A 26,999-nucleotide genomic window follows, 5' to 3' on the forward strand; every position below is an offset into this window, starting at 1 on the left:
GACTTCGGCATCGCGTATCTAACAGATAGGGCCTCACCGCTACCTTTCAAGACCGTTCGTCGGCTTTTTTTTACGCTACCACGGCTTCGTTCAGGCCCAACAGTTCACTGATACGCCCGCAGTCGGTCTCCTGCCGCAGTGCCTGGAACAGCACCACCGCGCCAGGGTAGGTACGGGTCAGCATGGCGACCCATTGCTTGAGCCGGCCAGGGGCGTAACGTGGCGATAGCTTGGCCGTGGCTTGGCGCCAGAAATCTTGTAACAGCGGTAGCAGGGCGGCGTCCCAGGGCATAGGTGCCAGCGCCTCTCCTCGCGCGGCCGCGGCGATACGCAAGGCGAGGTCCGGGCACGACACCAGCCCCCTGCCCAGCATAAAGTGCTGCGCCCCGCTGACTTCCCGGCAGCGCTGCCAGTCCTCGACGGTCCAGATTTCTCCATTGGCATACACCGGGACCTTGACCACCTCCTGCACCCGCGCCACCCACTCCCAATGGGCCGGCGGCTTGTAGCCTTCGAATTTGGTGCGCGCATGCACCACGATGCGCTCCGCGCCGCCGTCAGCCAACGCGCGGGCGCAATCCAGCGCACCCATTGGGCTGGCGTAGCCCAAACGCATCTTGGCCGTCACCGGCACGTTCGCAGGCGTATCCCGCCGTACCTGGCTGACGATGGCGTGCAACAGCTCGGGCTCGTTAAGCAATACCGCGCCGCCCTTGGAGCGGTTAACCGTTTTTGCAGGGCAACCGAAGTTCAAGTCGATCACTGGCGCGCCCAAGCCACAGGCTACGGCGGCGCTTTCGCCCAACAGGAGAGGGTCTGACCCTAGCAACTGCACATGCAAGGGGGTGCCTGCGCGGGTTTGGCTGCCATGGGCTAACTCTGGCGCCAACTTGAGGAAAGACGACGGCAGCAAGGCCCGGTCCGATACCCGAATGAATTCAGTCACACACCAGTCGATGCCGCCCACTCGAGTAAGCACATCCCGAAGGATGTTATCGACCAGCCCCTCCATGGGGGCCAAAGCTAGCTGCATGGCTCAGCGCTCCAACATGGGGGCTGTTGGCTCGATAGCCTGGGCATATCCTTCGATAAACGCGATGGGCATACGCTTAGGCCGACCACTGGACAACTCGATGCATACGAAGGTGGTTTGCGCCCTCAGCACCGTGACGCCATCCCGAGGGCGAATCAACTGGAAGCGACGGTTCATTTTTAACCGTTGATCCCAATCGATGATCCAAGTGCCCATTAACAATTCATCGCCTTCGTAGGCCGCGGCCAGATAATCGACTTCATGGCGCAGCACCGCCATGGCACGGTCGAGGCGACGGTATTCGGTCAGACCCAGGCCCAGCGCGCCAGAATGGCGCCAGGCGCACCGCTCCAGCCAGGTGACGTAAACCGCGTTATTGGCATGGCCCAGGCCGTCGATGTCTTCGGGGCCTACGCGCAAGTTCAGGGTAAAGGGTGATGGTAGATCCCAATTCATATGCTCTCCTGCGCTCACCGCATGCCGGAAAAAACAAAAGGCCCATTCAATAATCGAATGAGCCTTGATTCCCGGAGATCGGGGTAAACGTGGCGTCCCCTAGGGGACTCGAACCCCTGTTACCGCCGTGAAAGGGCGGTGTCCTAGGCCACTAGACGAAGGGGACGCAAACCTTCGAGCAGGCCTGCCGCAGCAGGCCCTGGCAAATTGGTGGAGCTAGACGGGATCGAACCGTCGACCTCTTGCATGCCATGCAAGCGCTCTCCCAGCTGAGCTATAGCCCCAGATTTAACGCCTGGCGGCGTGTACCGCCAACTGACGATACAGGTAAAACTGGCGTCCCCTAGGGGACTCGAACCCCTGTTACCGCCGTGAAAGGGCGGTGTCCTAGGCCACTAGACGAAGGGGACAGACCTTCTTTCCGATCGGCCTGATGACCGACCTACCCAAGATTAAAACAGCACCTCGGGCGAGGAATTTGGTGGAGCTAGACGGGATCGAACCGTCGACCTCTTGCATGCCATGCAAGCGCTCTCCCAGCTGAGCTATAGCCCCATTACGCAGTGCCTTGTTTCAGCACCATGTCGTGGACGGGGCGCATATTAAGACGCCGCCCCTACCCTGTCAAACTAATTTTGAGAAATTTTTAAAAATTTTCTCACCGCATTCAAAGGCTTAGCTTTAACCGGTAGCCGTGCCCAATAGGCGCAGCGGCTGGCATTGCCCAAGAGCGGGCCCCACCAGCCTGTTAAGGCAGATGACCGGTAAGCCCGGCAGGCGCTGGCACTGTTAGCCAATGTCAGCCGACAGCTTTTCCCACTCTTTGTTTTCTTTCTTCGACACACCGCCTAGCAGGTCCAAGGCTTGGCGCAAGCGGTAGCGAGTCAGGTCCGGGCCCAGGATTTCCATGGCGTCCAGCACCGAGACCGAACTGGCTTGGCCAGTGATGGCCGCGAACATCAGGGGCATGGCATCGCGCAGCTTCAGGCCAAGGGCATCGACTACCGCTTGAATACAGCCGGTGATCCGCTCTTTTTCCCATTGACGCAGCCCTTCGAGCTTCCAGAGGATCAGCTGTATGGCTTGGCGTACTTGCTCTGGGGTTAGCTTCTTATGGGCGAACAGCTCTGGGGCTGGGCGCACCCCGCCTTCGAAGAAGAACCCCCCCAGTGGCGCCACCTGGCTGAAGGTCTCTACCCTGCCCTGAACCAGCGGCGCGATCTTCATCAGGTAGTCCTGATTGAACGCCCATTGGCGCACCCGGGCAGCGAACTCCTCCACCGGCAGCTCACGCAGCCACTGGCCGTTAAGCCAGGACAGCTTCTCGATATCGAAAATAGGGCCGCCCAGGGATACCCGGGACAGGTCAAAATGCTCGACCATCTCAGCCAGGGAGAACTTCTCGCGCTCATCCGGCATGGACCAACCCATGCGCCCCAGGTAGTTGAGCATGGCTTCGGGCATGAAGCCCATGCGCTCGTAGAAGGTGACCGAGGTCGGGTTCTTGCGCTTGGAAAGCTTGGATTTGTCCGGGTTGCGCAGTAGCGGCATGTAGCACAACTGCGGTTGCTCCCAGCCGAAATACTCGTAGAGCTTCATCAGCTTGGGCGCCGATGGCAGCCACTCTTCGCCCCGCAGCACGTGGGTGATACCCATCAGGTGGTCATCCACCACGTTAGCCAGGAAGTACGTAGGCAAGCCGTCAGTTTTGATCAGAACCTGCATGTCCATGCGGTCCCACGGGATTTCCACATCGCCACGGAGCATGTCCGGCACGATGCACACACCTTCGCTGGGTACCTTCATGCGAATCACATGAGGTTCACCGGCGGCCAGGCGACGCTGCACCTCATCGGCGGGCAACTTCAGCGCGCGGCCGTCATAGCGAGGGGTTTCACCACGAGCTTGTTGCTCGGCGCGCATCTGGTCCAGCTCTTCGGCGGTGCAGAAGCAGGGGAATGCGTGGCCCGCGTCTACCAACTGCTGGGCATAGCCACGGTAAATATCACCACGCTCGCTCTGCCGGTAGGGCCCATGGGGGCCGCCGACGTCTGGCCCCTCGCTCCATTCGATGCCCAACCAGCGCAAGGCGTCATAAATTTGCTGCTCGGACTCACGGGTGGAGCGCACCTGATCGGTGTCCTCAATGCGCAGGATGAACTCGCCGCCATGCTTTTTGGCGAAGCAGTAGTTGAACAAGGCAATGTAAGCCGTGCCAACGTGGGGGTCGCCGGTGGGCGAAGGCGCGATTCGGGTGCGAACGGTGCTCATGAAGGAGTCTCGGGCTAGAAGGTACACAGCAGGCGATGGTAGCAGGGCCAAGGTTCAGGCCCAAGTAGCCGTGCTCGGCAGCCCTACCATTTCAATACATCACCCGTCGGGGCCTTCCTGCGCATCTCTACGCGAACAAGCTCTTCATTCTGGAAAAGGACGTACTGCCATGCCCCTCCATTAGGCCCATAGACCAGAATGTCGGTCTGGGTGCCGCCTTTTTTGGGGACACCATTGGCACGCAAAGGCAGTGCCTGGGTCGCTCGAGCGGCAGGCGCCCCGCATATACTTTTTACCGCCTTGAGCGGGGTACCGATGTTCACAAGCTGCCTGCCGCAGCGGGCCGCGGCATTTGCTTGGCTCGTGCAAATGGAAATGGCTATAAGTGTCATAACTAGCAGCTTCATCAAACCACTTTCTACTTTCAAGCCTGCACACACATCGGGTTAAACGGCCAACAACCGCTCCCGCAGCTTGCCGATCTCGTCTCGGGTTTGGGCAGCGGCCTCGAATTCCAGGTCGCGTGCGTACTGGAGCATTTTCTCTTCCAACTGGCGAATACGCTTGGTGATCTCGTTGGGGCTGCGCAGTTCGGCGTCCACACGGGCGCTCTCTTCCGCTGCCTTGGCCATACCCTTGCGCTTCTTGCTGCGCGCACCAGGGATATGGGCCCCTTCGAGGATATCGGCGATATCGCGCACCACGCCCTTGGGTACGATGCCGTTGGCCTCGTTGAAAGCAATCTGCTTCTCGCGCCGGCGTTCTGTTTCATTGATGGCCCGCTCCATGGAGCCGGTCATGTTGTCCGCGTAGAGAATCGCGCGGCCGTTAAGGTTACGGGCGGCTCGACCGATGGTCTGGATCAGCGAGCGCTCGGAGCGCAGAAAACCTTCCTTGTCGGCGTCCAGTATCGCTACCAGGGCGACCTCGGGCATGTCCAGGCCCTCGCGCAGCAGGTTGATCCCCACCAATACGTCGAACGTGCCCAGGCGCAAGTCGCGAATGATCTCCACCCGCTCCACGGTGTCAATATCCGAGTGCAGGTAGCGAATACGCACGTCGTGGTCGGCGAGGTAGTCGGTGAGGTCCTCGGCCATGCGCTTGGTCAAGGTAGTCACCAATACGCGCTGGTCTAGCGCAACGCGCTTGCGGATTTCCGAAAGCAGGTCGTCTACCTGGGTACTGGCTGGCCGGATTTCGATCTGCGGATCCACCAGGCCGGTGGGCCGTACCACCTGCTCCACCACCCGGCCAGCGTGCTCTTGCTCATAAGGGCCAGGGGTGGCGGACACGAAGATCGTCTGGGGCGTGATCGCTTCCCACTCATCGAAGCGCATGGGCCGGTTGTCCAGCGCCGACGGCAGGCGGAAGCCATATTCCACCAAGGTTTCTTTACGGGAACGGTCCCCCTTGTACATCGCCCCTACCTGGGGAACGCTGACGTGGGATTCGTCGATCACCAGCAAAGCCTCGGGGGGCAGGTAATCGTACAGGGTGGGCGGTGCTGCGCCCGCGGGGCGGCCAGACAGGTAGCGGGAGTAGTTCTCGATGCCGTTGCAGTAGCCAAGCTCCAGCATCATCTCCAGGTCGAACCGGGTGCGCTGCTCAAGCCGCTGAGCCTCCACCAGCTTGTTGGCGCCGCGCAGGTAGTCTAGCCGCTCTTGCAGCTCTACTTTGATCTTTTCGATGGCGCCTACCAGGGTTTCCCGTGGCGTCACATAGTGGGTTTTTGGATAGAAGGTGTAACGCGGCAGCCGGTGAATAACCTCCCCGGTCAGGGGGTCAAAGGAGGAAATGTTTTCGATCTCGTCGTCGAACAGTTCGATCCGAATGGCCTCAAGGTCCGATTCGGCGGGGAACACATCGATCACATCACCCCGCACCCTGAAGGTTGCCCGAGCAAAGTCGATCTCGTTGCGGGTGTACTGCAGCTCAGTCAGCCGACGCAGCAGTTCGCGCTGATCGAAGCGATCCCCGCGGTCCAGGTGCAGGACCATGCGCAAGTAGGTTTCAGGGCTACCCAAACCGTAGATGCAGGACACGGTGGTCACGATGATCGCATCCTTGCGCTCGATCAGCGCTTTGGTGGCGGACAGCCGCATCTGCTCGATATGGTCGTTGATGGACGCATCCTTCTCGATGAAGGTGTCCGACGACGGCACGTAGGCTTCCGGCTGGTAGTAGTCGTAGTAGGAAACGAAATACTCCACGGCGTTATCCGGGAAGAACGCCTTGAACTCCCCATACAGCTGCGCCGCCAGGGTTTTGTTGGGCGCCAATACCAGCGTTGGGCGTTTTATCTGGGCGATTACGTTGGCGATGCTGAAGGTTTTGCCCGAACCGGTAACCCCCAGAAGCGTCTGGTGCGCCAGCCCGGCGTCGATCCCCTCTACCAACTGGCGGATGGCCTCGGGCTGGTCGCCCGCGGGCCGGTATTGAGTGACAAGCTGGAATTCAGACATGAGTAACCTCTGACGCCACAAAAGGGCTGTATCCATGAACAGTACTTGCCGAACGCGGGGGCCGTCAAACCCGGCGTTGGGCCAATTGTTCAAGGGTGTTAAAAAATTCGCCGCTAACAAGGCGCTACGCGGTCGCGCGGGCGCTTTCGGCTCTCTATACTCATCGACCGTTGGCGCGCCGTATTGGTGCGGACTTTCATTCCCTTCTTCATAGAGCCACGGTCCCTCATGAGCCTGTTTTCCGCTGTAGAGTTGGCGCCCCGCGATCCCATCCTTGGTGTTAACGAAGCCTTCAACGCAGACCCCCGCCCCGATCGGGTCAACCTAGGGGTAGGTGTGTACTACAACGCAGAGGGTAAAATCCCGTTGATGCGTGCCGTGATCGAAGCCGAACAGGCACGGGTGGCACAACACGCGGCCCGCGGCTATTTGCCTATCGATGGCATCGCGGCTTACGACAAAGCGGTGCAAACCCTACTGTTCGGTGCTGATTCCCCGCTGCTGGCGGAAGGTCGGGTAGTGACCGTACAGGCCGTAGGCGGTACTGGCGCGCTCAAGCTGGGCGCGGACTTCATCAAGCGCCTGCGGCCCGATGCCGTGGTAGCCATCAGTGACCCAAGCTGGGAAAACCACCGCGCGCTGTTCGAAACGGCGGGGTTCCCGGTACGTGACTACCGCTACTATGATGCGACCAGCCATGGGGTGAACCGTTCCGGTTTGTTCGAAGACCTCAATGCCCTGCCCAGCGGCGCTGTGGTGGTGCTTCATGCCTGCTGCCATAACCCCACAGGCGTGGACCTCACCCTTGAGGACTGGAAGCAAGTGCTGGCTGTGATTCAGGCCAAGGGCCATATCCCCTTCCTGGACATCGCCTACCAAGGCTTCGGTGATGGCATCGAAGAGGATGCTCAAGCCGTGCGCCTGTTCGCAGACGCCGGGCTTACGTTCTTTGTGTCCAGCTCGTTCTCCAAGTCGTTTTCGCTCTATGGCGAGCGCGTGGGGGCGTTGTCCATCGTCACCGGCTCCAAGGAAGAAAGCGCCCGGGTGCTATCCCAGATCAAACGGGTTATCCGCACCAACTACTCCAATCCGCCAACCCATGGCGCGATGATCGCCGCCACGGTACTGAATAGCCCTGAACTGCGCACGCTGTGGGAGGACGAACTGGCCCAGATGCGCGGCCGCATCCGCGAGATGCGTGAGAGCATGGTGGACCGTCTGGCGGCCCTCGGCGCCAAGCAGGATTTCAGCTTTATCAAACAACAGCGCGGAATGTTCTCGTACTCAGGGCTAAGTGCCGCACAGGTGCATCGCCTGCGTGACGAGTTCGGTATTTATGCATTGGATACCGGGCGGATCTGCGCCGCGGCGCTTAACCCAAGCAACTTGGGGCCGGTGACCGAAGCGATTATCAAGGTGCTGTAATCGACCTCGACCGCGCTCGCCAACCTGATGCCTTTGTACAGGTTGGCGATGCGGGCGCGGAGCCAACTTCCTCTCGCATCCCATCGCTTCTTCTCCTACTGTAGTGGTACCGGCCTGGCCGGACCCGCCCCCCTCAGGAGCTCTCATGAAGCGCATCGGTTTACCCTTATTGCTGGCCCTCGCCTCTGTCGCCGGTACCGCTTGCGCGGCCGCGCCAGGCACGCAGGGCAACACGGACAACGGTACCGTACTGATGGATGCCGACGGTAAAGCCTTGTACACCTACGACGAGGACATGACCGGCATGTCGATGTGTACGGCTCAATGCGAAAAGAATTGGCCGGCCTTCGTGGCGGCCCCTGACGCGAAGGCCGAGGGGGCATGGTCGATCATCAAACGCGAGGACGGTCGCCAACAGTGGGCCTATAAGGGCAACCCGCTATACACCTGGAAGAACGACACCAAACCCGGTGATGCCACCGGCGACGGTAAGGGGGGTGTTTGGCATTTGGCCAAGCCCTAAGTATACGTTGCATACGGGCAGGCCCCTGGCTTCAGGGTGCCTCCCCCAGTGAAAAAAACATACCGCCGCTCATCACACCCAATAGCCTCTGGCCGCGCACGTCTCGAACCTCGGCCAAATCTACCAGTTGATAGAAGACGTTGCGGTGAATCAGGGCTTCCAGATCACCCCGCACCGTCACATAAGGCGAAGGCTCGCCAGTCACTTCATCGGTTTCGACCCGCAAGGGGTGTTGAGGGCTTGCGGTGAAGCAGTTGCCCACGTTATCGGTAAAATTCAGTAACTGCTGGTCACCCTGCCCTTCGACACTCAGCAATACCGCCACGAAGGGAGCGTCTTCCACCCGTATGCCCACTTTCTCAACGGGTGTGACGAGAAACCAGTCAGGGCCCTCACGTTTTAATACCGTTGAGAACAGCCGCACCATGGCTTGCCGGGCGATAGGCGTGCCTTGGTAATACCAAGTGCCGTCCCGGGCGATGCGCATGTCAAGGTCACCGCAAAATGGTGGGTTCCACAAATGCACCGGCGGCAGGCCCTGGGTTTCTGGTACCTGGCTTAACAGGTTGTTGGCCGTGACCGAGCCGCTCATGACTACCTTCCCTTAATAGCTCATTCCCAATAGGCGTTGAGCGTAGTCCTCCAAGGGCGGGCCAAGCAAATCTTCCGGCTTGTTATCGTGCAGGGTAAGCAGGCCACCGCGGCTGCGAATGGTGGCGGTATCGATCAGGTAGCGGGTATTGGTTTCGATCAGCATTAACTGCACAACACCGCTGTCGATGCCCAGCCGATCCACCGCCTCTTGATCAGACCACTCATCCAGGTTGCCAATACGGTCATCAGCCCGGGCGAAGCGCGTGTAAAGCACGTAATGTGCCCCTACGCCCCTTGCCTCGTTAAGGGCCTGCTCAAGGCCTTCAGGCTGCGCGGCGCGCCGAACCATGGGGAAGTACTCTATAAAGCCTTTGAACGCTTCCTCGGCGACCACGTTAGGCCGTGGATAAGCACTGCCTGGCGGCATAAAGGCGCCTTGGGCGATATAAATAAAGGAGTCAGGCTGCAGTCGGAAATTGGTAGACCTGCGAGTCTGGCTATGATCGAGCACGCCTGCATCGCTCAGTTGGTCCCGGGCTACTTCGCCCATGTCACTGATACTCATGCAGCCATGCAGCATCACCACAGCCACTATTGCAAACAACCTGCGCATCGTTCTCTCCGAAAGCCGCGACGGAAACCCGGCGAATAGGCGGGGCAATGCAGCTTTTGCGCCAAGCTTGAGCTGAAGGTACTCGAAGAGGTTAAAGCAGGCTCAGGATCGGCTGCCATGGGGGCACCGAAAAGGGGGCGGTGCAAACAACGATCACGGCTTTGGGCGCTTGGACACGCCGCCCAAAGCCGCGAAGGGTGTTATCAGCGATTCAAGTGCAACTCCACCCGGCGGTTTTGCGCACGGCCTTCGGCACTGTCGTTATCCGCAACCGGCCGGCTTTCGCCAAAGCCTTCGCTGCTAAGCTTGGCTTGGGAAACACCATGCTGGGTGAGGAAACTCACCACGCTGGCAGCACGCCGCTCAGACAGGGCCTGGTTGTATGCGTTGCTGCCCATGCTGTCGGTGTGGCCGTCAACTTTCACGCTGACCACATCTGCTGCAGTCAAACGCGGCAACAAGGTAGTCAACTGGCTTTGCGCTTCGGCAGTCAGGTCGGATTTGTCGAACTCGAACAGCACGTCGCCCGCGTCGCTCAAGGTAATCACTTCTTCCTTGGGCGCCGGTGGCGGCGCAGGCGGCTCTACAGCGGCCGGTGCCGGAATAGCTGGCAATGGGCAGCCGTTATGAGAAACCGGCGTACGCGCTGGGGTATCTGGGCAACGGTCGCGGCGATCGAATACGCCATCACCGTCTTGGTCGCCGTCCTGAGCAAAGCAGATCAAACTGCCCGCCACGGCGCCTGCCAAGCCGCCACCGGCTGCCCAGGCACTGTTTTCCAGCGCACCTAGCCCTGCGCCTGCCACGCCGCCGAGGGCACCGCAAATGGGCCAGTTCCCCTGGTTAAGCGGCGCGGTACCATCACTGCGCGATGCACAACCGGACAGAACACTACTGACCAGAAGAACGGGCAAAAGGGCCCGCACGATCATTCTCATCGTTGAAACTCCTGTGTCGCCGGCCATTCATTGCCGGTGTGAGGATTAAAGCCCATGGCAGGTCACTCTGCCGCAGTACAGGCCAATTGATTGCGCACTAGGCGCGAAGTTTCCATAACGCTAGGCTTTGTTTTCAAACACAGGAGCTAAATCATGACCGTTGCCACCCAAACGCCGCAGCAAGCGCTGGCCGCGCTGCTCGACGAACAGCGGCCCGAGCGCCTGCTGGTGGTCAGTGCAAGCCGGTTTCCGGCGTTGGATGCGTATCTCGCCGAGCACCCTCTCACCCGCCTGGGCCTTGCCTCGCCAGGCCCACTGCCTCCGCCCCTGGCAGGGGAGCGGTTCGACCTGGCGATCGTGGTGGACTGCCTGGAGCACCTGACCCGCCGCCAGGGCCTGGAACTGCTGGGCGGCATTCGCAACCTCAATGCCAGTCGCCTGGCGGTATTGGCGGATTTGGCCGCCACGCCCTGGGAACGCACCGACTTCTATGCACTAGCCCTGCAAAAAGCCGCGACGTTCCAACGTGACGAACAAACCCTGGGACTGTTCACGTACGATCTGCGAGCGTACAAACACGTACCGGATTGGCTCAACGCCCGCTTCTGGGCCAACCCGCAACATTTCGGTCAATACTGGTGGTAACTCGATGTTAGCGATATGCCCTTGCGGTAGCGGCAGCCTGCTGGATACCTGCTGCGGCCGGTACCACCGCTCGCACTGTGCGCCTGATGCACAACAGCTGATGCGCTCGCGCTATAGCGCCTATGTGTTGGGCCTGGTGGATTACCTGGTCGCGACTACCTTGCCCGCCCAACAAGCCAGGCTCGACCGGGCGGCCATGGCTGCCTGGAGCGCCGAAGCGACCTGGCTCGGCCTGGAAGTAGAACAGGGGGAGGTCATCGGCGGCACGCCTGAGCACGCCTTCGTGACCTTCACTGCCCGCTGGCATGACCAACAAGGCGAACATAGTCACCGTGAGCGCTCGGCCTTCGTTCAGGTCGACGGCCACTGGTACTTTATCGACGCCACGCTGCCGTTGACCGCTGGCCGAAACGACCCCTGCCCCTGCCAAAGCGGGCAGAAATTCAAGAAGTGTTGCGCGGGTTACTTGGCCAAGGCTATCGCTTAAGGCGTCAGCTTCAAGTGCGAGGTGTCGGGCGCAGGCGGTGCCGCTGGGCGAACCGCGCTACCCATGTCCGCCCCGGCAGGGGCCAGGCTGAGCTGGCTCAGGTCCAGTTGAGGTGGCGGTGCAGCCTCGGTGTGTTCTTGTAGCGCCGCGCCTGGTTCAGCAATGCCATAAGCCGGGGCGTCCACGTTTACAAAGGCGGCCATGTACACGTCCCTGGGCGCTACTTGGGCGCGGGGCTGCGGCGCGGGCGGAGGGGCCAACTCTATGCGTTGCACAGCCTCCATGGGCACGATGTCGGCCATGGCACCCGCCCGTTCCAGGGCAAGACGGAAACGTTCGGCGGCGGGAGCATCCAGGTGGCTTTTAAGAATCAGCCGGCGGCCGGAAAACAACAGCTCGACCCGCTGGGCATCGGCCTTAAACAACTGCCTTACGCTGGCTTTAACCACATCACGCCGCGTTCCTGGTAAGCATTGCCCGCTAAAGACGATTTCGTACAGCGCCATGTTATGTTCTCCGTCAAGGTTACCGGGTATTTCAGCCTAAGGGTTGGACCAACCCGTGGAGATGTAGGTACCCTGGCGATGGCCGCCGTTCCCAAGGGCCACATTCATTCACGGGAGGCGGTAGATGCGACTCGCGCCACACCCTGTTCGGTTGCTGCTGTTGGCCCTGGTGCTATCGGCCCTAGGCGGCTGCTCCACTTGGCTGACCGGGCGTTACGACGACCCGGAAATCCACCTGCAACGCATAGAAGTCGTCAAAGCCAGGTTACTTGAACAGCGCTTCAAGCTGTATTTTCTGATTATCAACCCCAATGATGCCGCGCTGCCCATCCGCGGGCTTAGCTATAAAGTTAGCCTGGAAGACCTGCCGTTGGCACACGGCGAAGACGACAGCTGGTTCAGTGTGGTCGCCAACGGTCAAGCTGTCCATGTGGTAGAGGTGCGTACCAACCTCTGGGCGCAGCTCAAACCTCTGGCAAAGTTATTTCGTCATCCGGAGCAAGCGTTGCACTATCGGCTGGAGGGGGAACTGCGCACCGGGGTATTATTCGGCCACAACCTTTTTCTGCGGCGAACGGGTGAGATCACCCCCGCAGGTTTGCTTCCGGAGTAACACAGATGTCTGAACAACCTCATGTACATGGTCCTGATTGCAATCATAACCATGACCACGGGCATGATCATGGCCACCATGGGCATGTGCACGGCCCGCACTGCAACCACGAACCTCAAGAGCCGGTGCGCAATGCCCTGAAAGACGTAGGCCGCAACGACCCATGCCCTTGCGGTAGCGGGAAGAAATTCAAGAAATGCCACGCGGCCTGATACGGGCCAATCAACTTTAGGCACAGGCATAGGCCATGCCCGGTTGGGTTACAAGCAGCCATAAAAAGGGCCAATCAGTGATTGGCCCTTTTCATTTACTGCACGCTTTACTCGGTTTTGCTTTGTACCGCGCCTGCGGTGTTGTCCATCAGGCTCTTGGTGGCCGTTTGGATAAAGGCATCGAGCTTATTACGCAGCGCCGGCACGTCTGCGGTCTCCGGGATCACTTCTGCCTTGGGCTCACGGCCCAGGGTATAGCGATAGAGTTTAGGTTCCATGTCCCGGGACTCGATCAGGATACGATCACCGGTGATGATCGCCACGTTCTGCTCGCTGCCAGAGGGCTTGATCACACCAAAGCCTTGATCACCCTGTTGCAGGTTGAGCAGGTCACGCCCCCAGCACTGATGCTGATTTTCACCACCCAGGCGCCCCATCACGGTGGGCACGATGTCGATCTGCGTACCTACCGTATGGTTGACCGCTCCGAATTTTTCTTGGATGCCTGGTGCGATCAACAGCAAGGGCACGTTGAACCGGCTCAGGTCCATCTCGGTCAGCTGCCGTTCGTTACCAAAGCCATGGTCACCCACGATCACAAACAGGGTTTGGTTGTAGTACGGCGACTGCTTGGCCTTCTCGAAGAACTGCCCCAGGGCCCAGTCCGAGTACCGCATGGCGGTCAGGTGCTGGTCCAGGCTGCCACGGCCGGTGACCGGTTCCACGGGCAGGTCTTTGGGCAGCGCGTAAGGGGTGTGGTTGGACAGGGACTGAAGCAGTGCATAAAACGGCTTGCCGGTGCCGGCGAGTTTATCCAACTCTTCGTTACCACGGCTGAACATGTCCTGGTCGGAAACGCCCCAGGTTGGGTCTGAGAACACCGGGTTAACGAAGTCGTCGCGGCCGATGAAGGTGGTCATGCCTTGGTTGCTGAAGAACCCGGACTGGTTATCCCAGGCAAAGTCCCCGTTGTAGACGTAAACGTCGTTGTAGTCCCGAGCGCTGAGCAATGCAGGCAAACCCGACAGCTTGTGGCTGCCCTCTGGCGTTTGCATCAGGTACTCGAACCCAGGCAGGTTGGGGAAGCAGCCCATGGTGGCGAACATACCCTGGTGGGTGTGGGTACCGTTGGAGAAGAAGTGGTCGAACAACAACCCTTCCTTGGCCAGCTTGTCGAAAGACGGCGTGATATTGGCATCGCTGCCCAGCGCGCCTACCGAATGCCCGGCGAAGCTTTCCAGCAGTATCACCACCACGTTGCGGATAGGGAGGGTGTTGCCCGCCGGTGGCGTGGACACTCGGCGAACGGCCGCGCTATCGGTGTCAATCAAGGTTTCGTGGGGGCTGACCAGCATATCCTGGACGGTACGGGTGGCCTGGGCCTGAGGCAGGGTGGCCTGCCAAATGTTGTCCCGGTCTTCGGACATCCGGCTCTTGGCCGCGCTGATCAGCGTCAGCACCCCATTGAGCCCCAGCTGGTTGGCGAAGTTTGAATCAGTGGTGTAGGCATCGCCCCAGCGCAGCGGCGGGCCCTGGCGCAGGGTGCCGCGGGCTGCGATCACCGCCATCACGAGCACTACCAAAAATACCCCCGCTCGCGCATACCAGGGTGCAACCCGGCGGCTAGCGGCACTGGGCGTAGCCACGCCCCCACGGGTAGCGCGGTCGATCCATTTGAACAACCCCCACATCAGCAGTGTGACCAGCACCCAGGCAATCAGGTACCGCACTACCGGGTAGCCGTACCAGATCATGCTCATCACGGTTTTGGGGTCTTCTTTCACGTATTGGAACACCAGGCCATTCAGGCGCTGGTGGAACTCACGGTAGAAGTCCATTTCCAGCAAGCCTGCGAAGAACGCCAGGCTGGCAGTAACGGTCAGCCATGCACGGAAGACCCCCCGCGCCGCGATCAACCGTGCGCTGGGAATTGCCAGCAGCAAAGGCAGCAGCAGGTATACAACGAAACGCAAGTCGAAACGCAGGCCATTGAACATGGCTTCCATCAGCGAGGCGCTGGACGTATCGCCGGCGGCCTCCAGGTTATACGCTAACAGCAAGGTACGCTGACCGGTGAACAGCACCATCAGGGCGAGGCCACACAACAGCGTAAAGACGATATGGGATTTCAGGGAAGGCTGTGGTCTGCGCAGCGTGGCGCGTTCCAGGCTCGGGTCCGGGGTAGCCATGTGTCGTTGGGTATCCGTACAGGTTGGCGATTGGAGAAGCGAAACGGGCGGGGATTGTGCAACGGCACCGGTGAAAATTCCGTGCGGCACCCCCGGCTAAGGGGGCGCCACCCTGCCCGTTTTGCGGGCTTAGGCGTTGCTTGGCTTATTCACGGCTTGCAGCACGTACTGCGGAAGCGCGAAGGCCCCCACATGGATCTCCGGGTTGTAATAACGGGTTACGATGCCACTTCCAGCGAAACGCGCGCGCAAGGTGTCCAGCGGCAGCTTACGGTACTCAGGGCGAGTGGCCCCCCACGCGAAGGTCATGGCCCCTCCGATGTAGGTAGGAACCGCCGCATGGTAGAAATGCCAATCGGTGAACAACCCACGCAAGCGCCCGGCGGTCGTGCGTACACCATCGAGCTGCATGAAGGGGGTACCGTTCTGAGTCACGAGGATGCCGCCCTCGTTGAGGCAACGATGGCACGCTTGATAGAAGTTTTCGGTGAACAAAACTTCACCCGGCCCGATAGGGTCGGTGGAGTCCGAGATGATCACATCAAAGCGCTCTTCGGTGGTGGACACGAAGCGCATGCCGTCATCGATCACCAGGTTCAGGCGGGGGTCGTCGAAGGCGCCACTGGAATGGTTGGGCAGGAACGTCTTGCACATGTCTACCACGGTGCGGTCGATCTCCACCATGGTGATGTGCTCAACCCCATGGTGCTTGGCCACTTCGCGCAGCATGCCGCCATCCCCGCCGCCGATGATCAGTACCCGGCGCGCGGCGCCATGGGCGAAGATCGGCACATGGGTGAGCATCTCGTGGTAGATGAATTCGTCTTTTTCGGTGGTTTGAATCACCCCATCCAGCGCCATTACTCGGCCCATGACCGGGTTCTGGAAGATCACCAGGTGCTGATGCTCGGTGCGTACTTCATGCAGCAGTTTTTCCATACGGAACCGCTGCCCGTAGCCTTCGTAGAGGGTTTCTTGATAGTCGCTCATGCTGTGCCCCTGAAATCGACGGCAGCGCAAGGCGGCCGGGGTGATAAAGGGGCGCATTCTACGACGTACCCGGGCCCATGGCGAACCCGAGAGCCGGCGTTGCTGTAGCAAATGTTGTCGTGTGTGCTCAGGTGGAACGGATTCCATCAAGCCCCGTTAGCGCAGTTGGCCCCGAGGCCCTAGGATCGCCCAGATGATCAAGCCCAGCACTGGCACGATTGCTATAAGCAAAATCCACAGTACCTTAATGCCTACTTCCTCACCGCTTTTGAGCACGTGAAGAATCGCCCAGATGTCCAAGGCCAGCACAATGAGACCAAACAGGCCGTTGAAGGTAGCTCCCATGTCATGCTCCGAAGGGTAGGTACGCGAATTAGGTTGTGCCAACCGCTGGCGGTTCCGTTACGGAGCGGGCATTTGCGCCTTGGCTGCTTCTAGCGCCGGGGCTGCGTAGATACAGGCCTGCTCGCACAGGGCAAGCACGCGCGCCAGGTCGTTACCGTACACCAGGGCCGTTTGCAACTCGGTATCCAACACCCGGCTGAAGTTCAGCAACACATAGCCGCCGGCCTCGCGGTTCATGCTCGACAGCTGGATCTGCAGGCGGTTGAGGGCCTTGAGCGGTTCTACCTTATGCAGTTGCTTGGGCTTGAGGTTGAAAGGCACCTCGGGACCGAAAGAGGCAATGATGTGTTCGAGCAGTTCGGCATAGGTATCGGCCTGGAACAACACGGTATCCGGCAGGCTGCCAACCACCACCCATTCTCCCAGGGGTATAGGGAAGCTGTCGTCATAGTTCACGTCGGGGTTAGCGGCCAGGAAGGCCTCGGGATCGGCATAGGCCGCTGCGGCCTCGGCGGCGACGCGGGCAATCTCGTCTTGCGCCATGCAACCGGAGCTGACGCAAGTGATAAGTTCGGTGAGCAGGCTCTGCATAGGTAAACGTCGTTCAACTGGGCAGCAAATCATATCAGACCAGCGCCTAGCCGCCAGGGCTGCCAGCACGGGCTTATCCAGGCCGACCGCCAGTTACAGGCCGGCAAGCAAGGCGGCCGTGTCACCCGCGCCCATGGCATGGGCGGCCCCTAGCGCGTTCATGCCGGCAGCGTCCTGAGCATCAGGGTTAGCACCCTGCGCCAAGAGATAGGTGACGAAATCGACACGGTTGAACATGGCCGCCATCATAAGGGCGGTTCTGCCATCAGCCGCGCAGCCATCTATGGCCGCGCCTCGACTCACCAAAATGCGAGCGATGTCCAAGTTGCCTTTAAACGCCGCGCCGGCCAGGGGCAGCTGGTTTTTATCATTGGGGATATTGGCGTCGGCCCCCGCGGCCAGTAAGGCTTCAACCGCGTCGATATGCCCATGGTAGCTGGCCAACATCAGAAGCGTATCGCCGTTCTGGTTGCGTACATTCGGCGGCAAGCCCTTATCCAAGAGCCTTTGCAAGGCAGGCGCATCGCCATGGCGCGCCAGATCGAACAACTGACTGGCCAGTTCGGCGAATTCGTCATCGGTCATTTCGCGGGGTGTATTCGAATCAGCCATCTCTGCCTCCAGTTCCAGATTGGCATCCAGTGTTCCGCAGCCCCTGCCGTTGGTCAACAGGCCCAATGAATCAGGGGGTTTGAAGGAATTAATGGGCAAAATGATGTCAAAGGCTGTAACAAGGCTCGAAGTGTGATGGCGATCACGCAAAATGCATACTCTTGGCAGCCTTACCATGCAGTTTGCACGAAAGTGAAAAATTGTTTGCCTTGCTAAGATACTGATTTATAAGGTTTTTTAAGTTTTGTAAAACTTGGCACACTCACTGCAACCTCTTTGGTACAGCCTGCCCATTGGAACTGCCAAGGAGTCGCCAGATGGAATTCCTCCAAGAAAAATTCGCCAGCCTTTTTTCCGAGTATGACGTTGTCACCCAGCCTCGCCCAGACGGTGCCGTTCTGCTCACCCTGCGTGGCGCCGATGGCCGTCAGACCCGCCGTTCGATTTCGTATTCACAGCTCAACACCCCTGAGCAGCTCTCCTGGGTAATCAATGCGATCCGTCGTGATCTGGCCGGCGAAGTAAGCCAGCTTCCAGACATTCACCTGCTTCAAAGTCAGAACCGCTTTGCACTGCCGACTTACCACTCGGCCTGAAACCGCTTTCGCCGCTGACGGTCCCACAGCCATGTTTTCGTGGGGCAGCTAGCGGCGGTTTTAACGCCCCTTCTGCTCTTCCGTTGCTCCCAATTGTTTATTAAAACCCTTCGAGCTTAATCTCACTGAAGTTGCTTACCACGGTATGGTCGGTATTCAGTGCGTTGTCGCGCGCAACGCCGCAGGTGCGCATACCTGCAATGCGGGCAGCATCCAATTCCTGTGCAACATCAGATAAAAACAGTACTTGAGGCGCTGGAAGGCCTATGGCTGCGGCGATATGCTTATAGGAAGCCGCTTCGCGCTTCGGTCCGCTGGTGGTGTCGAAATACCCAGCAAACAAACCTGTCAGGTCTCCGGCCTCTGAGCATCCGAATATCAGCTTTTGCGCCTGAATGCTGCCGGACGAGTAGACGTACAGTGAGTAACCTTGCAGGTGCCAGCGCTGGAGCGCGGCTACCGCGTCAGGGTAGACATGCCCCCTAAGCTCGCCCGCTTCATATCCCTGTTGCCACACCATGCCCTGCAAGGCTTTGAGGGCAGTGGCCTTGCGATCCTGGGCAATCCAGCCCAACAAAATTTCCCCTACCCGGCTTGCGCTGGCCGAGGGTTCACCTGCCTGCGCGCCCACGGCAGCCAGTTGTTCGGCAACTTCGGGGCGGGCCTGATGCGCCTCGATAAACCCAGGCAAGGCTTTGGCAGCATAAGGGAACAATACGTCATAAACGAAGCTCACCGCACTGGTAGTGCCTTCGATATCGGTGAGTACAGCCTTGATTGGCATGGGGTGTCCTTTATCAGTCATCCAGGCGTGGGAAGCGCTTGGCGATGGATTCACCGGTGAAGTTGGCAATCCAACCTTCGGCGTTGTTGAACAGGCGAATGGCTACGAAATTCGGGTGTTCGCCCATATCGAACCAATGCGGCGTGCCCGCAGGCACTGAGATCAGGTCGTTTTTTTCGCACAGTACCGCGTATACATATTCACCCAGGTGCAAGGTGAACAAGCCACGGCCGGCCACGAAAAACCTGACCTCGTCTTCACCATGGCGGTGTTCATCGAGGAACTTGGCCCTGAGCGCGGTTTTATCCGGGTGGTCACTGGCCAGGCTGATCACGTCTACCGTAACGTAGCCGCATTCGGTCATCAGCTGATCGATCTGCGCACGGTAGGCCTTGATGACATCCTCCTGGCTTGCACCGGGCTGGATAGGCGCATTGGCTTGCCAACGCTCAAAGCGTACGCTGTGTTCGGCAAGGGTAGCGGCAATGTCTTCGGCATGGGTCAGCACCTTGTTGGGCAGCTCAGGGGTGCTTTCGTGATAAACGGTGAGGCGGCTCATGGGGCGGTTCCTTAGGCGCGATTAACGAAGGGTGCGTAGCCTTAGTTCACACTCGAACAAGAATTCGAACGCCTCTATCTGACGCAGGGCGTCTTGCACGCTGGCGCCCCAGGTGTACAGGCCATGGCCGCGGATCAAATAGCCCACGCAGCCTGGGTTGGTGTTTAGCCAGGGTTGAACTTGGCTTGCAAGCCGGGCGATGTCTTGGTCGTTCTCGAAAATAGGCACCATCACTTGGCTTTCATGGGTAGAAATGCCGCTAAAAGCCTTTTGCAACTCGTAGTCTTCAAATACCAAGTGATCGCCTTCGGTCACCCGGGACAGCACGGTAGCGTTGACCGAATGGGTGTGCAGCACGGCATTGATTCGTGCATCGGTGGTGTACAACTGCGTGTGCAAAAGGGTTTCGGCCGACGGCCGCTTGCCAGGCTCCAGGCTATTGCCCGCCATGTCGGTAATCAGCAGGTCATCGGCGGTCAACCCGCCTTTGTGTTTGCCAGAGACAGTAAGCAATGCCTGGGTCGCGGACAGACGCGCCGAATAATTGCTGCTGGTAGCCGGGGACCAGCCGCGGGCATATAGAAAGCGCCCGGCCTCGATGATTTGCCGGGTAAGCGACTCACGTTCCGGGATCATACCGGCTCCTTGTGTTGGAAAACCGCCATCATAACCGCTGCCGCCAAGGCGGCGACGCTGGCCAGCGCGAAGGTGCCGAACGGCCCTAGCGCCAGCCAGGTATAGCCTGAATACAAGGCACCTAAGGCGCCGCCCACCCCTGCCAGCGCTGCGTACAATGCCTGGCCCTGGCCTTGGTAGCGTAGGCCGAAGGTCAGGCGGATCTTCTGTATGGCCGCGGCATGAAAACTGCCGAAGGTAGCAGCATGCAGCACCTGAGCCAGCACTAGCACCCAAGGCTCGTTGGCAAAACCACCCAGCAGCAGCCAACGCAGCGCGGCCAGTGCAAAGCTTGCAATCAACAGGCGGTTGACCGACCAACGCGCCAACAGCCGCGCCATGGCTAGAAACATCAGCACTTCGGCCACCACGCCCAGGGACCAGCACAACCCAATGGCCACCGGGCTGTAGCCTAACTGCCCCAAGTGAATGCTGAAGAAGGTGTAGTAGGGCCCGTGACTGAGCTGCATCAACCCCACGCACAGGTAAAACACCGGCACACCGGGGCCACGGAGCCGAGCCAAAAAGCCATCCCCACTGGGCGCCTGGCTGGTTTCATCGGCGCCACGAGCCGGTGCGGGCACCCAGGCGCTAGCCAAGAGAATGCCCGCCATGATCACTACCACGGTGTAGGGGTAACTGCCCAGCCCGCCCAACTCGAACCAGCGCCCCAACGCGACCACCGCGGCGATAAAGCCAATGGAGCCCCACAACCGCACCTGCCCATAACGCGCTGGCTGCTCGCGCAGATGCGCCAGGGTAATAACCTCGAATTGCGGCAACACCGCATGCCAGAAAAACGCATGCAAGGCCATGACCAATGCCAGCCAGGCGTAACTTTTACCCACAAAAATCAGTGAGAAGCTGGCCAGGGTCGCGGCCGCGCCCAGGCGTACGATACGCAGCCGCTGGCCGCTGCGGTCCCCCAGCCAGCCCCATAGGTGCGGCGCCAGGCAGCGCATGACCATGGGAATGGCTACCAGCTCCCCGATACGTGCCGGGGTAAAGCCCAGGTAGGCAAAGTACGGCGCCAGAAAAGGCGCGGTGGCCCCAAGCAGGGCAAAGTAGAAAAAGTAAAACCCTGATAGGCGCCAGTAAGGTACCACCACCCCCGTCATGGCTGGGCAGCGAGCAGGTGGGCGGCGCCCTGGCTCACACCTGCTGCCCCAGTACAGGGGTGCTGACCCGCACGTCTGCGTTCTGGCCACGATTACGCAGCAGGTGGTCCAGCAGCACGATGGCCATCATCGCCTCGGCAATGGGCGTGGCGCGTATGCCTACGCAGGGGTCGTGCCGGCCTTTGGTGATCATGTCCACCGCCCCGCCCTGAGCGTCGATGGACTGGCCCGGCGTAGTGATGCTGGACGTAGGCTTGAGCGCCAGGTGAGCAACGATAGGCTGCCCCGAGGAGATCCCACCCAGAATGCCCCCGGCGTTATTGCCCACGAAACCGGTGGGCGTAAGGGCGTCGCGGTGTTCACTGCCACGCTGGGCAACGCTGGCGAAGCCGGCGCCGATCTCGACCCCCTTGACCGCGTTGATGCTCATCAAGGCATGGGCCAGGTCTGCGTCCAAGCGGTCGAAGATGGGCTCGCCCAAGCCGGGCATTACCCCATCGGCCACTACAGTGATCTTCGCGCCAATCGAATCCTGATCCCGGCGTAGTTGATCCATGTAGGCCTCAAGCTGCGGCACCATGGCAGCGTTGGGGCTGAAGAAGGCATTTTGCTCGACCGCCTCCCAGCTCACGAAAGGGATCTCGATCGGGCCAAGCTGGCTCATGTAGCCCCGCACCTGAATGCCCAAGGTGGCCAGGTACTTTTTCGCGATCGCGCCGGCCGCCACGCGCATGGCGGTTTCCCTCGCCGAGCTGCGGCCGCCCCCACGGTAGTCGCGCACGCCATATTTATGGTGATAGGTATAGTCGGCGTGGGCTGGGCGGAAGAGGTCTTTGATCGCCGAATAGTCCTTGGATTTCTGGTCCGTGTTGCGGATCAGCAACCCAATGGGGGTACCGGTGGTGGCACCTTCAAAAACCCCGGAAAGAATTTCCACCTCATCGGCCTCTTGGCGCTGGGTAGTATGGCGGCTGGTGCCTGGCTTGCGGCGGTCAAGGTCACGCTGCAGGTCCGTGATAGCCAGCGGCAAGCCCGGCGGGCAGCCGTCGACGATGGCAAGCAACCCTGGCCCATGGCTTTCGCCAGCAGTGGTAACGGTAAACAGCTTGCCAAAGGTATTGCCAGACATGCGAGAGGCTCCGCGAGGTGAATCTGGAGAAACATGGGGGCGCCAAGTATACGCAGGCTCGAGGGGCAGTTCACCCCTCGCAGAACCTTGCCTGGCCGCTTCGGTCCAACCTATCCCCTCCTGTAATGGCTTACGAAGTTGCGTGCCCTAATCCTCTTTGCCCTGCTTTTCACCTCCCTGGCCCAGGCCGCGCCCTCCTCCATTCTTCAGCGGCCCGTGGATCTGGACACGGGCACAGGCACCCTGCATGGCAGCCTGTTGTTACCCCGCTCTTCCAACCCGGTACCGGTAGCGCTGATCATTTCTGGCTCGGGTGCCACGGACCGGGATGGCAACAACAACGATGCCGGGCGCACCGATAGCCTGAAGAAACTAGCCTGGGCCTTGGCCCGGCAAGGTATTGCCAGCGTGCGCTACGACAAGCGCGGCGTGGCCAGTGGCCTACCCTTGGCGCCAGATGAGCGCACGTTGAGCGTGGAAGGCTATGTAGAGGATGCCACCGCCTGGGCGCGCAAACTTTCGGCGGATCCACGGTTTGGCCCATTGACCCTGATAGGCCATAGCGAAGGCGCGCTGATCGCCACCCTGGCCGCCCCCCATACCGATGCAGTGGCCGTGGTGACCCTGGCGGGTAGTGGCCGGCCTATCGATAAGGTGTTGCGCGAGCAATTGCAGGAACGCTTACCCACTGACCTCTATGCCCGTAGCCAACAGTTGCTCGATTCACTCAAGGCCGGCCAGGTGGATGAGCAGGTACCCACCGCCTTGCGCGTGGTGTTTCGGCCGAGCGTGCAGCCTTACCTGATTTCTCTGTTCCGCCAGGACCCAGCCAAGGCCTTCGGGGCACTGCAGGTACCGGCCCTGATCGTGCAGGGGGAGCACGACATTCAGGTAGGCGTGGAAGACGCCGACGCGCTGGCAGCGGTCAATCCCAAGGCACGCAAGGTGGTCATTCCCGGCATGAACCATGTGCTGCGCATCGTGCCGAGGGATATGCAGCAGCAGGTGGCCTCCTATAACAACCCAGGCCTACCCTTGGCGGCCGGCCTGGCCGAGGCAGTGGCTGGGTTCATCAAGACCAACGCCCGCTCGTAACTTCAGCTTTCAGGTCGGCGGCCGATACCTCGGGTAGGAAGAGGATCGCCGACATGTATGAAAGCCCTATGCAAGCGTCGCCAGCCGAGGAGGCCCCGGCCGAACCCGTCAACGATTTAACCGCCCTGCCCTGGGGCGACGTTGCTTCGGAACATTTCGAATTGCTGCGCCTGGCTGGCCTGCCCAATGACCGCGTAACCGGTGCGCGGCCACTACGCTTCGTGCAATTTGGCTGGGCCGAGCGCCACAGCGAACGCTATAGCTTGCTGCGCCTGAGTATCGGCCTGCCGGGGCAGCGGGTGCGTAAGGAACAGAACTGCCTGGATGTATGGGCCGACCATCAGGAGCAGCGGGTATGGACAATGCCGCAAACCCTGAGCATAGAGCCGCCCAACCGGGGTATCGGGCGCTTCCTGGTAGCCCAGGCGGTAAGCTGGGCCAAGCCACGATGGCCGGCTTATCGGCTCGACAGCCTGGAACTGCCTAACCGTGACGCCTTGGTGGAATCCACGCGCTTGCGCCGCGACCACGTACTGCGCACCCACGGTTTTGACGTGGTGTACGCTGATGCCCAACACCTCAAGGGGAGCGTGAAGGAGACCCGTGTGAGCGGGCTGTTACCCAACTTCAATACCGAAAAGCTTCAGCGGGTCGACACCCTGGAAAGCGCCAGCCTGCTGCTATTGGCCGATAAAAGCCTGCAGGAGCTGGAAGCAAAGCTGCGCAAGCAGGATGAACGGCTGAACACCTATCGCCGCGAAGACGGCAGCCTGCGCTTTACCATCGCGTGCCTGATCGCCTTTGCGGTGTTCCAGGCCGGGTTGCTGATCTGGATTGCCACACACCGTTGATGGGGTAGCCGGCAACGGTGAGCTGGCTCACACCTTCGACGCAAACAACCCCTGGTGCTGCCTGCACTGGGCGGCGGTCAGGCCAAATACGCCGTGCCCGCCGTTCTGGAACTCGAACCAAGTGAAGTCCACGTCCGGATACAGCGCCTCTACATGCACTTGGCTGTTACCCACTTCCACCACCAGCAAGCCCTGCTCGGTAAGGTGATCCGCCGCCTCGGCCAGCATGCGCCGGACTAGATCCAGGCCATCGTTTCCGCACGCAAGGCCCAGGGCCGGCTCGTGGTGATACTCAGCCGGCATGTCGGCAAAATCCTCGGCATCCACATAAGGCGGATTGGAAACAATCAGGTCGAACCGCTGCCCTGGCAGGCCTTCGAAACCATCGCCTTGCACGGTAAACACCCGCGCCTCCAGCTCATGGCGCTCGATGTTCTGATTGGCGACCTCAAGGGCATCGAAGGACAGGTCTGCCAATACCACCTCGGCGTTGGGAAAGGCGTCGGCGCAGGCGATGCCGATGCAGCCAGAGCCCGTGCACAGGTCCAGGATGCGCGCCGGAGCAGCGGCCAGCCAGGGCTCGAAGCGCTCGCCAATCAGCTCGGCGATGGGCGAGCGCGGGATCAGCACCCGCTGATCGACGATAAAAGGCAAACCACAGAACCACGCCTCGCCCAACAGATAGGCGGCAGGAATGCGCTCCTTGATACGGCGGCGCAGCAGGTGCTGCACATGGCTGAGCTCGTCGTCTTCGAGGTTGCAATCGAGGTAGGCGTCGCTTATGGCCCAAGGCAGATGCAAGGCGCCTACTACCAACTGCCGTGCCTCGTCCCAGGCGTTGTCGGTGCCGTGGCCAAAATACAGGCCTTCGGCATGAAAGCGGCTGACCGCCCAACGGATATGGTCGCGCAGGGTGCGCAGGCGGGTAGTGATCACGGCAAACTCCTTGAAAAAACTGGCCATGATTCTATCAGCCTCGGGCGATCACCTGCGTGACTTCGCATCAGAGTGATTCCCTTAACGGGCTGGGCAGTAGAGAATATGCAAAAGCCCTCTCTAAAGGAGCCCCTGATGCCCGATGTCAAGACGATGTTTCAACTCAGCGGTCGTGGCTATCCGCCATTTACCCTGAGCAATGCCACCCTGATCATTATCGACGCGCAACGGGAGTACCTGAGCGGCCCCTTGGCGCTGTCGGGCATTGACGAAGCCGTCGATCACATCGCCCAGCTCCTGGAGGCCGCACGCAAGGCCAGGCGCCCCGTGGTTCACGTCAAGCATTTGGGCATTCCCGGTGGCTTGTTCGACCCCCAAGGCGAGCGCGGCCGCTTCATCGACAAGGCCGCGCCTCAAGAGGGTGAGCACATCATCGAAAAGCGCATGCCCAATGCCTTCAACAACACCGGTTTGCATGACCTGCTGCAAAGCCTGGGTCACCTGGACCTGATCGTGTGTGGGTTCATGACCCATTCGAGCATCAGCACCACCATTCGCGCCGCCAAGGATTACGGCTATCGCTGTACCCTGGTGGAAGACGCCTGCGCCACCCGCGACCTGCCCTACAAGGAGGGTGTGCTCAGCGCCGAACAGGTCAAGCAGGTAGGCATGGCCACCATGGCGGACAACTTCGCCGCGGTTACGCTGGCCCAGCACGTGATACCGCCCGTCGGTGAAGCTTCCCACTGACCTTTGATTGTCATGCTTGTCGGAACCCAACACCGGCTTGCAAGTCGAAGGGCCGATATTCACCTGAGGAACTCCTGATGAAGCTATCCGACGACGGTTTCGACGCTCGCCGGTTACGCCCGCGCGGTCCACGGCGCTGGCGAGCAAGGCTGGGCGCAACCTTCGCGGCATTGCTAGCAGTGCTTGGCATCCTGCTGAGCATGGCCGGCGCGGCTAGCCTATTGGGCCATCCTCCTGCCTTGGAAGGGCTCGACACCAGCACCACCGGCGCGATCATTCAAGTGGTGTTCGGGTTGCTGTTCCTCTACCTGGGCATCCTTGTGTGGCGGCGCTCACGGCGCCGCATGCGCCGCACCCAGGACTTGAACCTGGCGCCGCATTTGATGAAAAAGCACGACTGACTGGCGTAGACTGGCTTCCTGTTAGGAGGCAACGATGCAAGACGACGATATTTCCCTGTTCCAGTCGCAGATGCAGGGCGTAAAGCCCATTCGCCATGATCGTGCCGACACGGGCAAGCCACGGGCCGACCGCCAGCGCCTGCAGGCGCTGCGCCAGGCGGCCACCGTGCGCCACGACGTAACCATCGTCGACGGCCTGTCAGATCAATTCGTCATTGATGTAGGCCCGGAGGATGACCTGCACTGGGCCCGGGACGGCGTGCAGGAAACCCAGATGCGCAAGCTCAAGCTGGGGCAGATTTCCTTCGAAGGCACCCTGGACCTGCACGGCATGGCGGTAGAAAAAGCCCGTGAGCTGCTGTGGGAATTCCTCGCCGAAGCCACCCGTCTTGAAGTGCGTTGCGTACGGGTCACCCATGGCAAAGCGTCGCGCCTCGATGGCAAACGGCCGATGATCAAAAGCCATGTAAACACTTGGCTGCGCCAGCACCCCCAAGTACTGGGGTTCACCTCTTGCCAGGCGCGCCACGGAGGCACGGGCGCGGTGTATGTGATGTTACGGCGGACCATGCTCGAGGGGCGCGACGAGTAACCGCAGCG

The 26,999-nt window shown here is 60.3% G+C and carries 32 protein-coding genes and 4 tRNA genes; 12 read left to right on the plus strand and 24 right to left on the minus strand.

Annotated elements, in window-relative coordinates:
- Positions 1-70: 70 nt before the first annotated feature.
- The 9 genes from ACWKV4_RS11585 to uvrB all read right to left on the minus strand — a co-directional run bounded on the left by ACWKV4_RS11585 (position 71) and on the right by uvrB (position 6,222).
- On the minus strand, positions 71-1,033 hold the full coding sequence (locus ACWKV4_RS11585; RefSeq protein WP_483832222.1) for a tRNA dihydrouridine synthase: 963 nt from the start codon (positions 1,031-1,033) through the stop codon (positions 71-73).
- 3 nt (positions 1,034-1,036) lie between these two features.
- Entirely contained in the window at positions 1,037-1,489 is a 453-nt protein-coding gene (locus tag ACWKV4_RS11590) for an acyl-CoA thioesterase (protein ID WP_483832223.1), read from the minus strand.
- 90 nt (positions 1,490-1,579) lie between these two features.
- Positions 1,580-1,655, minus strand: a tRNA-Glu gene (locus ACWKV4_RS11595).
- A 42-nt stretch (positions 1,656-1,697) separates the two neighbouring features.
- Positions 1,698-1,773: transfer RNA gene (locus tag ACWKV4_RS11600), tRNA-Ala, on the minus strand.
- A gap of 50 nt (positions 1,774-1,823) precedes the next feature.
- Positions 1,824-1,899 (minus strand) — tRNA-Glu (locus ACWKV4_RS11605).
- Between the two features lie 69 nt (positions 1,900-1,968).
- Positions 1,969-2,044, minus strand: a tRNA-Ala gene (locus ACWKV4_RS11610).
- Positions 2,045-2,278: 234 nt separating this feature from the next.
- Positions 2,279-3,760 carry a glutamate--tRNA ligase gene (gltX, locus tag ACWKV4_RS11615; protein WP_483832224.1) on the minus strand — a complete coding sequence of 494 codons (1,482 nt, stop codon included), beginning with the start codon at positions 3,758-3,760 and terminating at the stop codon, positions 2,279-2,281.
- An 83-nt stretch (positions 3,761-3,843) separates the two neighbouring features.
- Positions 3,844-4,167, minus strand: a complete 324-nt coding sequence (locus tag ACWKV4_RS11620) for a DUF2845 domain-containing protein (RefSeq protein ID WP_483832225.1) — start codon at positions 4,165-4,167, stop codon at positions 3,844-3,846.
- 39 nt (positions 4,168-4,206) lie between these two features.
- Complete coding sequence (gene uvrB / locus ACWKV4_RS11625) at positions 4,207-6,222, minus strand: excinuclease ABC subunit UvrB (RefSeq protein ID WP_483832226.1); 2,016 nt, start codon at positions 6,220-6,222, stop codon at positions 4,207-4,209.
- 228 nt (positions 6,223-6,450) lie between these two features.
- Between uvrB and ACWKV4_RS11630 the strand changes: the two genes are divergently transcribed.
- Positions 6,451-7,647, plus strand: a complete 1,197-nt coding sequence (locus ACWKV4_RS11630; protein WP_483832227.1) for an amino acid aminotransferase — start codon at positions 6,451-6,453, stop codon at positions 7,645-7,647.
- A 145-nt stretch (positions 7,648-7,792) separates the two neighbouring features.
- Entirely contained in the window at positions 7,793-8,170 is a 378-nt protein-coding gene (locus tag ACWKV4_RS11635) for a COG4315 family predicted lipoprotein (RefSeq protein WP_483832228.1), read from the plus strand.
- Between the two features lie 31 nt (positions 8,171-8,201).
- Here ACWKV4_RS11635 and ACWKV4_RS11640 read toward each other — a convergent pair whose 3' ends face one another.
- The 3 genes from ACWKV4_RS11640 to ACWKV4_RS11650 all read right to left on the minus strand — a co-directional run bounded on the left by ACWKV4_RS11640 (position 8,202) and on the right by ACWKV4_RS11650 (position 10,315).
- The gene (locus ACWKV4_RS11640; RefSeq protein ID WP_483832229.1) at positions 8,202-8,762 is read right to left on the minus strand and encodes a DUF1285 domain-containing protein; all 561 of its coding nucleotides are present in this window, start codon (positions 8,760-8,762) and stop codon (positions 8,202-8,204) included.
- Positions 8,763-8,774: 12 nt separating this feature from the next.
- Positions 8,775-9,377, minus strand: coding sequence for a DUF4823 domain-containing protein (locus tag ACWKV4_RS11645; RefSeq protein ID WP_483832230.1), 603 nt, complete (start codon positions 9,375-9,377; stop codon positions 8,775-8,777).
- 203 nt (positions 9,378-9,580) lie between these two features.
- Positions 9,581-10,315 (minus strand): PA1041 family peptidoglycan-binding anchor lipoprotein, encoded by a 735-nt coding sequence (locus tag ACWKV4_RS11650; RefSeq protein WP_483832231.1) that lies wholly within the window; start codon positions 10,313-10,315, stop codon positions 9,581-9,583.
- A gap of 153 nt (positions 10,316-10,468) precedes the next feature.
- Between ACWKV4_RS11650 and ACWKV4_RS11655 the strand changes: the two genes are divergently transcribed.
- Positions 10,469-10,960, plus strand: coding sequence for a DUF6231 family protein (locus ACWKV4_RS11655; protein ID WP_483832232.1), 492 nt, complete (start codon positions 10,469-10,471; stop codon positions 10,958-10,960).
- Between the two features lie 4 nt (positions 10,961-10,964).
- A complete protein-coding gene (locus ACWKV4_RS11660; RefSeq protein WP_483832233.1) occupies positions 10,965-11,447 on the plus strand; it encodes a YchJ family protein in 483 nt (160 codons plus the stop codon).
- Here the strand turns inward: ACWKV4_RS11660 and ACWKV4_RS11665 are convergent.
- Positions 11,444-11,953, minus strand: coding sequence for a hypothetical protein (locus ACWKV4_RS11665; RefSeq protein ID WP_483832234.1), 510 nt, complete (start codon positions 11,951-11,953; stop codon positions 11,444-11,446). The genes ACWKV4_RS11660 and ACWKV4_RS11665 overlap by 4 nt on opposite strands.
- A gap of 124 nt (positions 11,954-12,077) precedes the next feature.
- Here ACWKV4_RS11665 and ACWKV4_RS11670 point away from each other — a divergent pair, with 124 nt between their 5' ends.
- On the plus strand, positions 12,078-12,566 hold the full coding sequence (locus ACWKV4_RS11670; protein ID WP_483832235.1) for an LEA/WHy family protein: 489 nt from the start codon (positions 12,078-12,080) through the stop codon (positions 12,564-12,566).
- A 5-nt stretch (positions 12,567-12,571) separates the two neighbouring features.
- On the plus strand, positions 12,572-12,778 hold the full coding sequence (locus ACWKV4_RS11675) for an SEC-C metal-binding domain-containing protein (protein ID WP_483832236.1): 207 nt from the start codon (positions 12,572-12,574) through the stop codon (positions 12,776-12,778).
- Between the two features lie 107 nt (positions 12,779-12,885).
- On the opposite strand, the gene ACWKV4_RS11680 is transcribed toward ACWKV4_RS11675, so the two are convergent.
- From ACWKV4_RS11680 to ACWKV4_RS11700, 5 genes are all read right to left on the minus strand, one after another.
- Positions 12,886-14,967: an LTA synthase family protein gene (locus tag ACWKV4_RS11680; protein ID WP_483832237.1), complete on the minus strand. Its 2,082-nt coding sequence runs from the start codon at positions 14,965-14,967 to the stop codon at positions 12,886-12,888.
- Positions 14,968-15,096: 129 nt separating this feature from the next.
- Complete coding sequence (gene speE, locus ACWKV4_RS11685; RefSeq protein ID WP_483832238.1) at positions 15,097-15,957, minus strand: polyamine aminopropyltransferase; 861 nt, start codon at positions 15,955-15,957, stop codon at positions 15,097-15,099.
- Between the two features lie 156 nt (positions 15,958-16,113).
- Positions 16,114-16,302: a PLDc N-terminal domain-containing protein gene (locus tag ACWKV4_RS11690; protein ID WP_483832239.1), complete on the minus strand. Its 189-nt coding sequence runs from the start codon at positions 16,300-16,302 to the stop codon at positions 16,114-16,116.
- A gap of 57 nt (positions 16,303-16,359) precedes the next feature.
- Complete coding sequence (locus ACWKV4_RS11695) at positions 16,360-16,893, minus strand: hypothetical protein (protein ID WP_483832240.1); 534 nt, start codon at positions 16,891-16,893, stop codon at positions 16,360-16,362.
- A 93-nt stretch (positions 16,894-16,986) separates the two neighbouring features.
- On the minus strand, positions 16,987-17,505 hold the full coding sequence (locus tag ACWKV4_RS11700; RefSeq protein WP_483832241.1) for an ankyrin repeat domain-containing protein: 519 nt from the start codon (positions 17,503-17,505) through the stop codon (positions 16,987-16,989).
- Positions 17,506-17,822: 317 nt separating this feature from the next.
- On the opposite strand from ACWKV4_RS11700, the gene ACWKV4_RS11705 reads away from it, so the two are divergent.
- Positions 17,823-18,101, plus strand: a complete 279-nt coding sequence (locus ACWKV4_RS11705) for a DUF3509 domain-containing protein (protein WP_483832242.1) — start codon at positions 17,823-17,825, stop codon at positions 18,099-18,101.
- Between the two features lie 100 nt (positions 18,102-18,201).
- Here the strand turns inward: ACWKV4_RS11705 and mtnC are convergent, their stop codons facing one another.
- Genes mtnC through aroC form a run of 5 tightly spaced genes read right to left on the minus strand, consistent with a single transcriptional unit; the run spans position 18,202 to position 22,366 of the window.
- Entirely contained in the window at positions 18,202-18,885 is a 684-nt protein-coding gene (gene mtnC, locus ACWKV4_RS11710; protein ID WP_483832243.1) for an acireductone synthase, read from the minus strand.
- 13 nt (positions 18,886-18,898) lie between these two features.
- Positions 18,899-19,444: a 1,2-dihydroxy-3-keto-5-methylthiopentene dioxygenase gene (locus ACWKV4_RS11715; RefSeq protein WP_483832244.1), complete on the minus strand. Its 546-nt coding sequence runs from the start codon at positions 19,442-19,444 to the stop codon at positions 18,899-18,901.
- Between the two features lie 21 nt (positions 19,445-19,465).
- Positions 19,466-20,080 carry a methylthioribulose 1-phosphate dehydratase gene (locus tag ACWKV4_RS11720; RefSeq protein WP_483832245.1) on the minus strand — a complete coding sequence of 205 codons (615 nt, stop codon included), beginning with the start codon at positions 20,078-20,080 and terminating at the stop codon, positions 19,466-19,468.
- Positions 20,077-21,237 (minus strand): MFS transporter, encoded by a 1,161-nt coding sequence (locus ACWKV4_RS11725; protein WP_483832246.1) that lies wholly within the window; start codon positions 21,235-21,237, stop codon positions 20,077-20,079. Before ACWKV4_RS11725 ends, ACWKV4_RS11720 begins: the two co-directional genes overlap by 4 nt.
- Positions 21,238-21,271: 34 nt before the next feature.
- Positions 21,272-22,366, minus strand: coding sequence for a chorismate synthase (gene aroC / locus ACWKV4_RS11730; protein WP_483832247.1), 1,095 nt, complete (start codon positions 22,364-22,366; stop codon positions 21,272-21,274).
- Between the two features lie 138 nt (positions 22,367-22,504).
- Here aroC and ACWKV4_RS11735 point away from each other — a divergent pair, with 138 nt between their 5' ends.
- Entirely contained in the window at positions 22,505-23,461 is a 957-nt protein-coding gene (locus tag ACWKV4_RS11735; protein WP_483832248.1) for an alpha/beta hydrolase, read from the plus strand.
- Positions 23,462-23,514: 53 nt separating this feature from the next.
- Complete coding sequence (locus ACWKV4_RS11740) at positions 23,515-24,312, plus strand: hypothetical protein (protein ID WP_483832249.1); 798 nt, start codon at positions 23,515-23,517, stop codon at positions 24,310-24,312.
- Positions 24,313-24,339: 27 nt separating this feature from the next.
- On the opposite strand, the gene prmB is transcribed toward ACWKV4_RS11740, so the two are convergent.
- Positions 24,340-25,248: a 50S ribosomal protein L3 N(5)-glutamine methyltransferase gene (gene prmB, locus ACWKV4_RS11745; protein ID WP_483832250.1), complete on the minus strand. Its 909-nt coding sequence runs from the start codon at positions 25,246-25,248 to the stop codon at positions 24,340-24,342.
- Positions 25,249-25,383: 135 nt separating this feature from the next.
- Here prmB and ACWKV4_RS11750 point away from each other — a divergent pair, with 135 nt between their 5' ends.
- The 3 genes from ACWKV4_RS11750 (at position 25,384) to ACWKV4_RS11760 (ending at position 26,991) form a co-directional block, all read left to right on the plus strand.
- Entirely contained in the window at positions 25,384-25,998 is a 615-nt protein-coding gene (locus ACWKV4_RS11750; RefSeq protein WP_483832251.1) for a cysteine hydrolase family protein, read from the plus strand.
- Positions 25,999-26,075: 77 nt separating this feature from the next.
- Positions 26,076-26,399, plus strand: a complete 324-nt coding sequence (locus ACWKV4_RS11755) for a hypothetical protein (protein WP_483832252.1) — start codon at positions 26,076-26,078, stop codon at positions 26,397-26,399.
- A 34-nt stretch (positions 26,400-26,433) separates the two neighbouring features.
- Positions 26,434-26,991, plus strand: a complete 558-nt coding sequence (locus ACWKV4_RS11760) for a Smr/MutS family protein (RefSeq protein ID WP_483832253.1) — start codon at positions 26,434-26,436, stop codon at positions 26,989-26,991.
- Positions 26,992-26,999 lie beyond the last annotated feature (8 nt).

This window comes from Pseudomonas artemisiae (assembly GCF_057128685.1).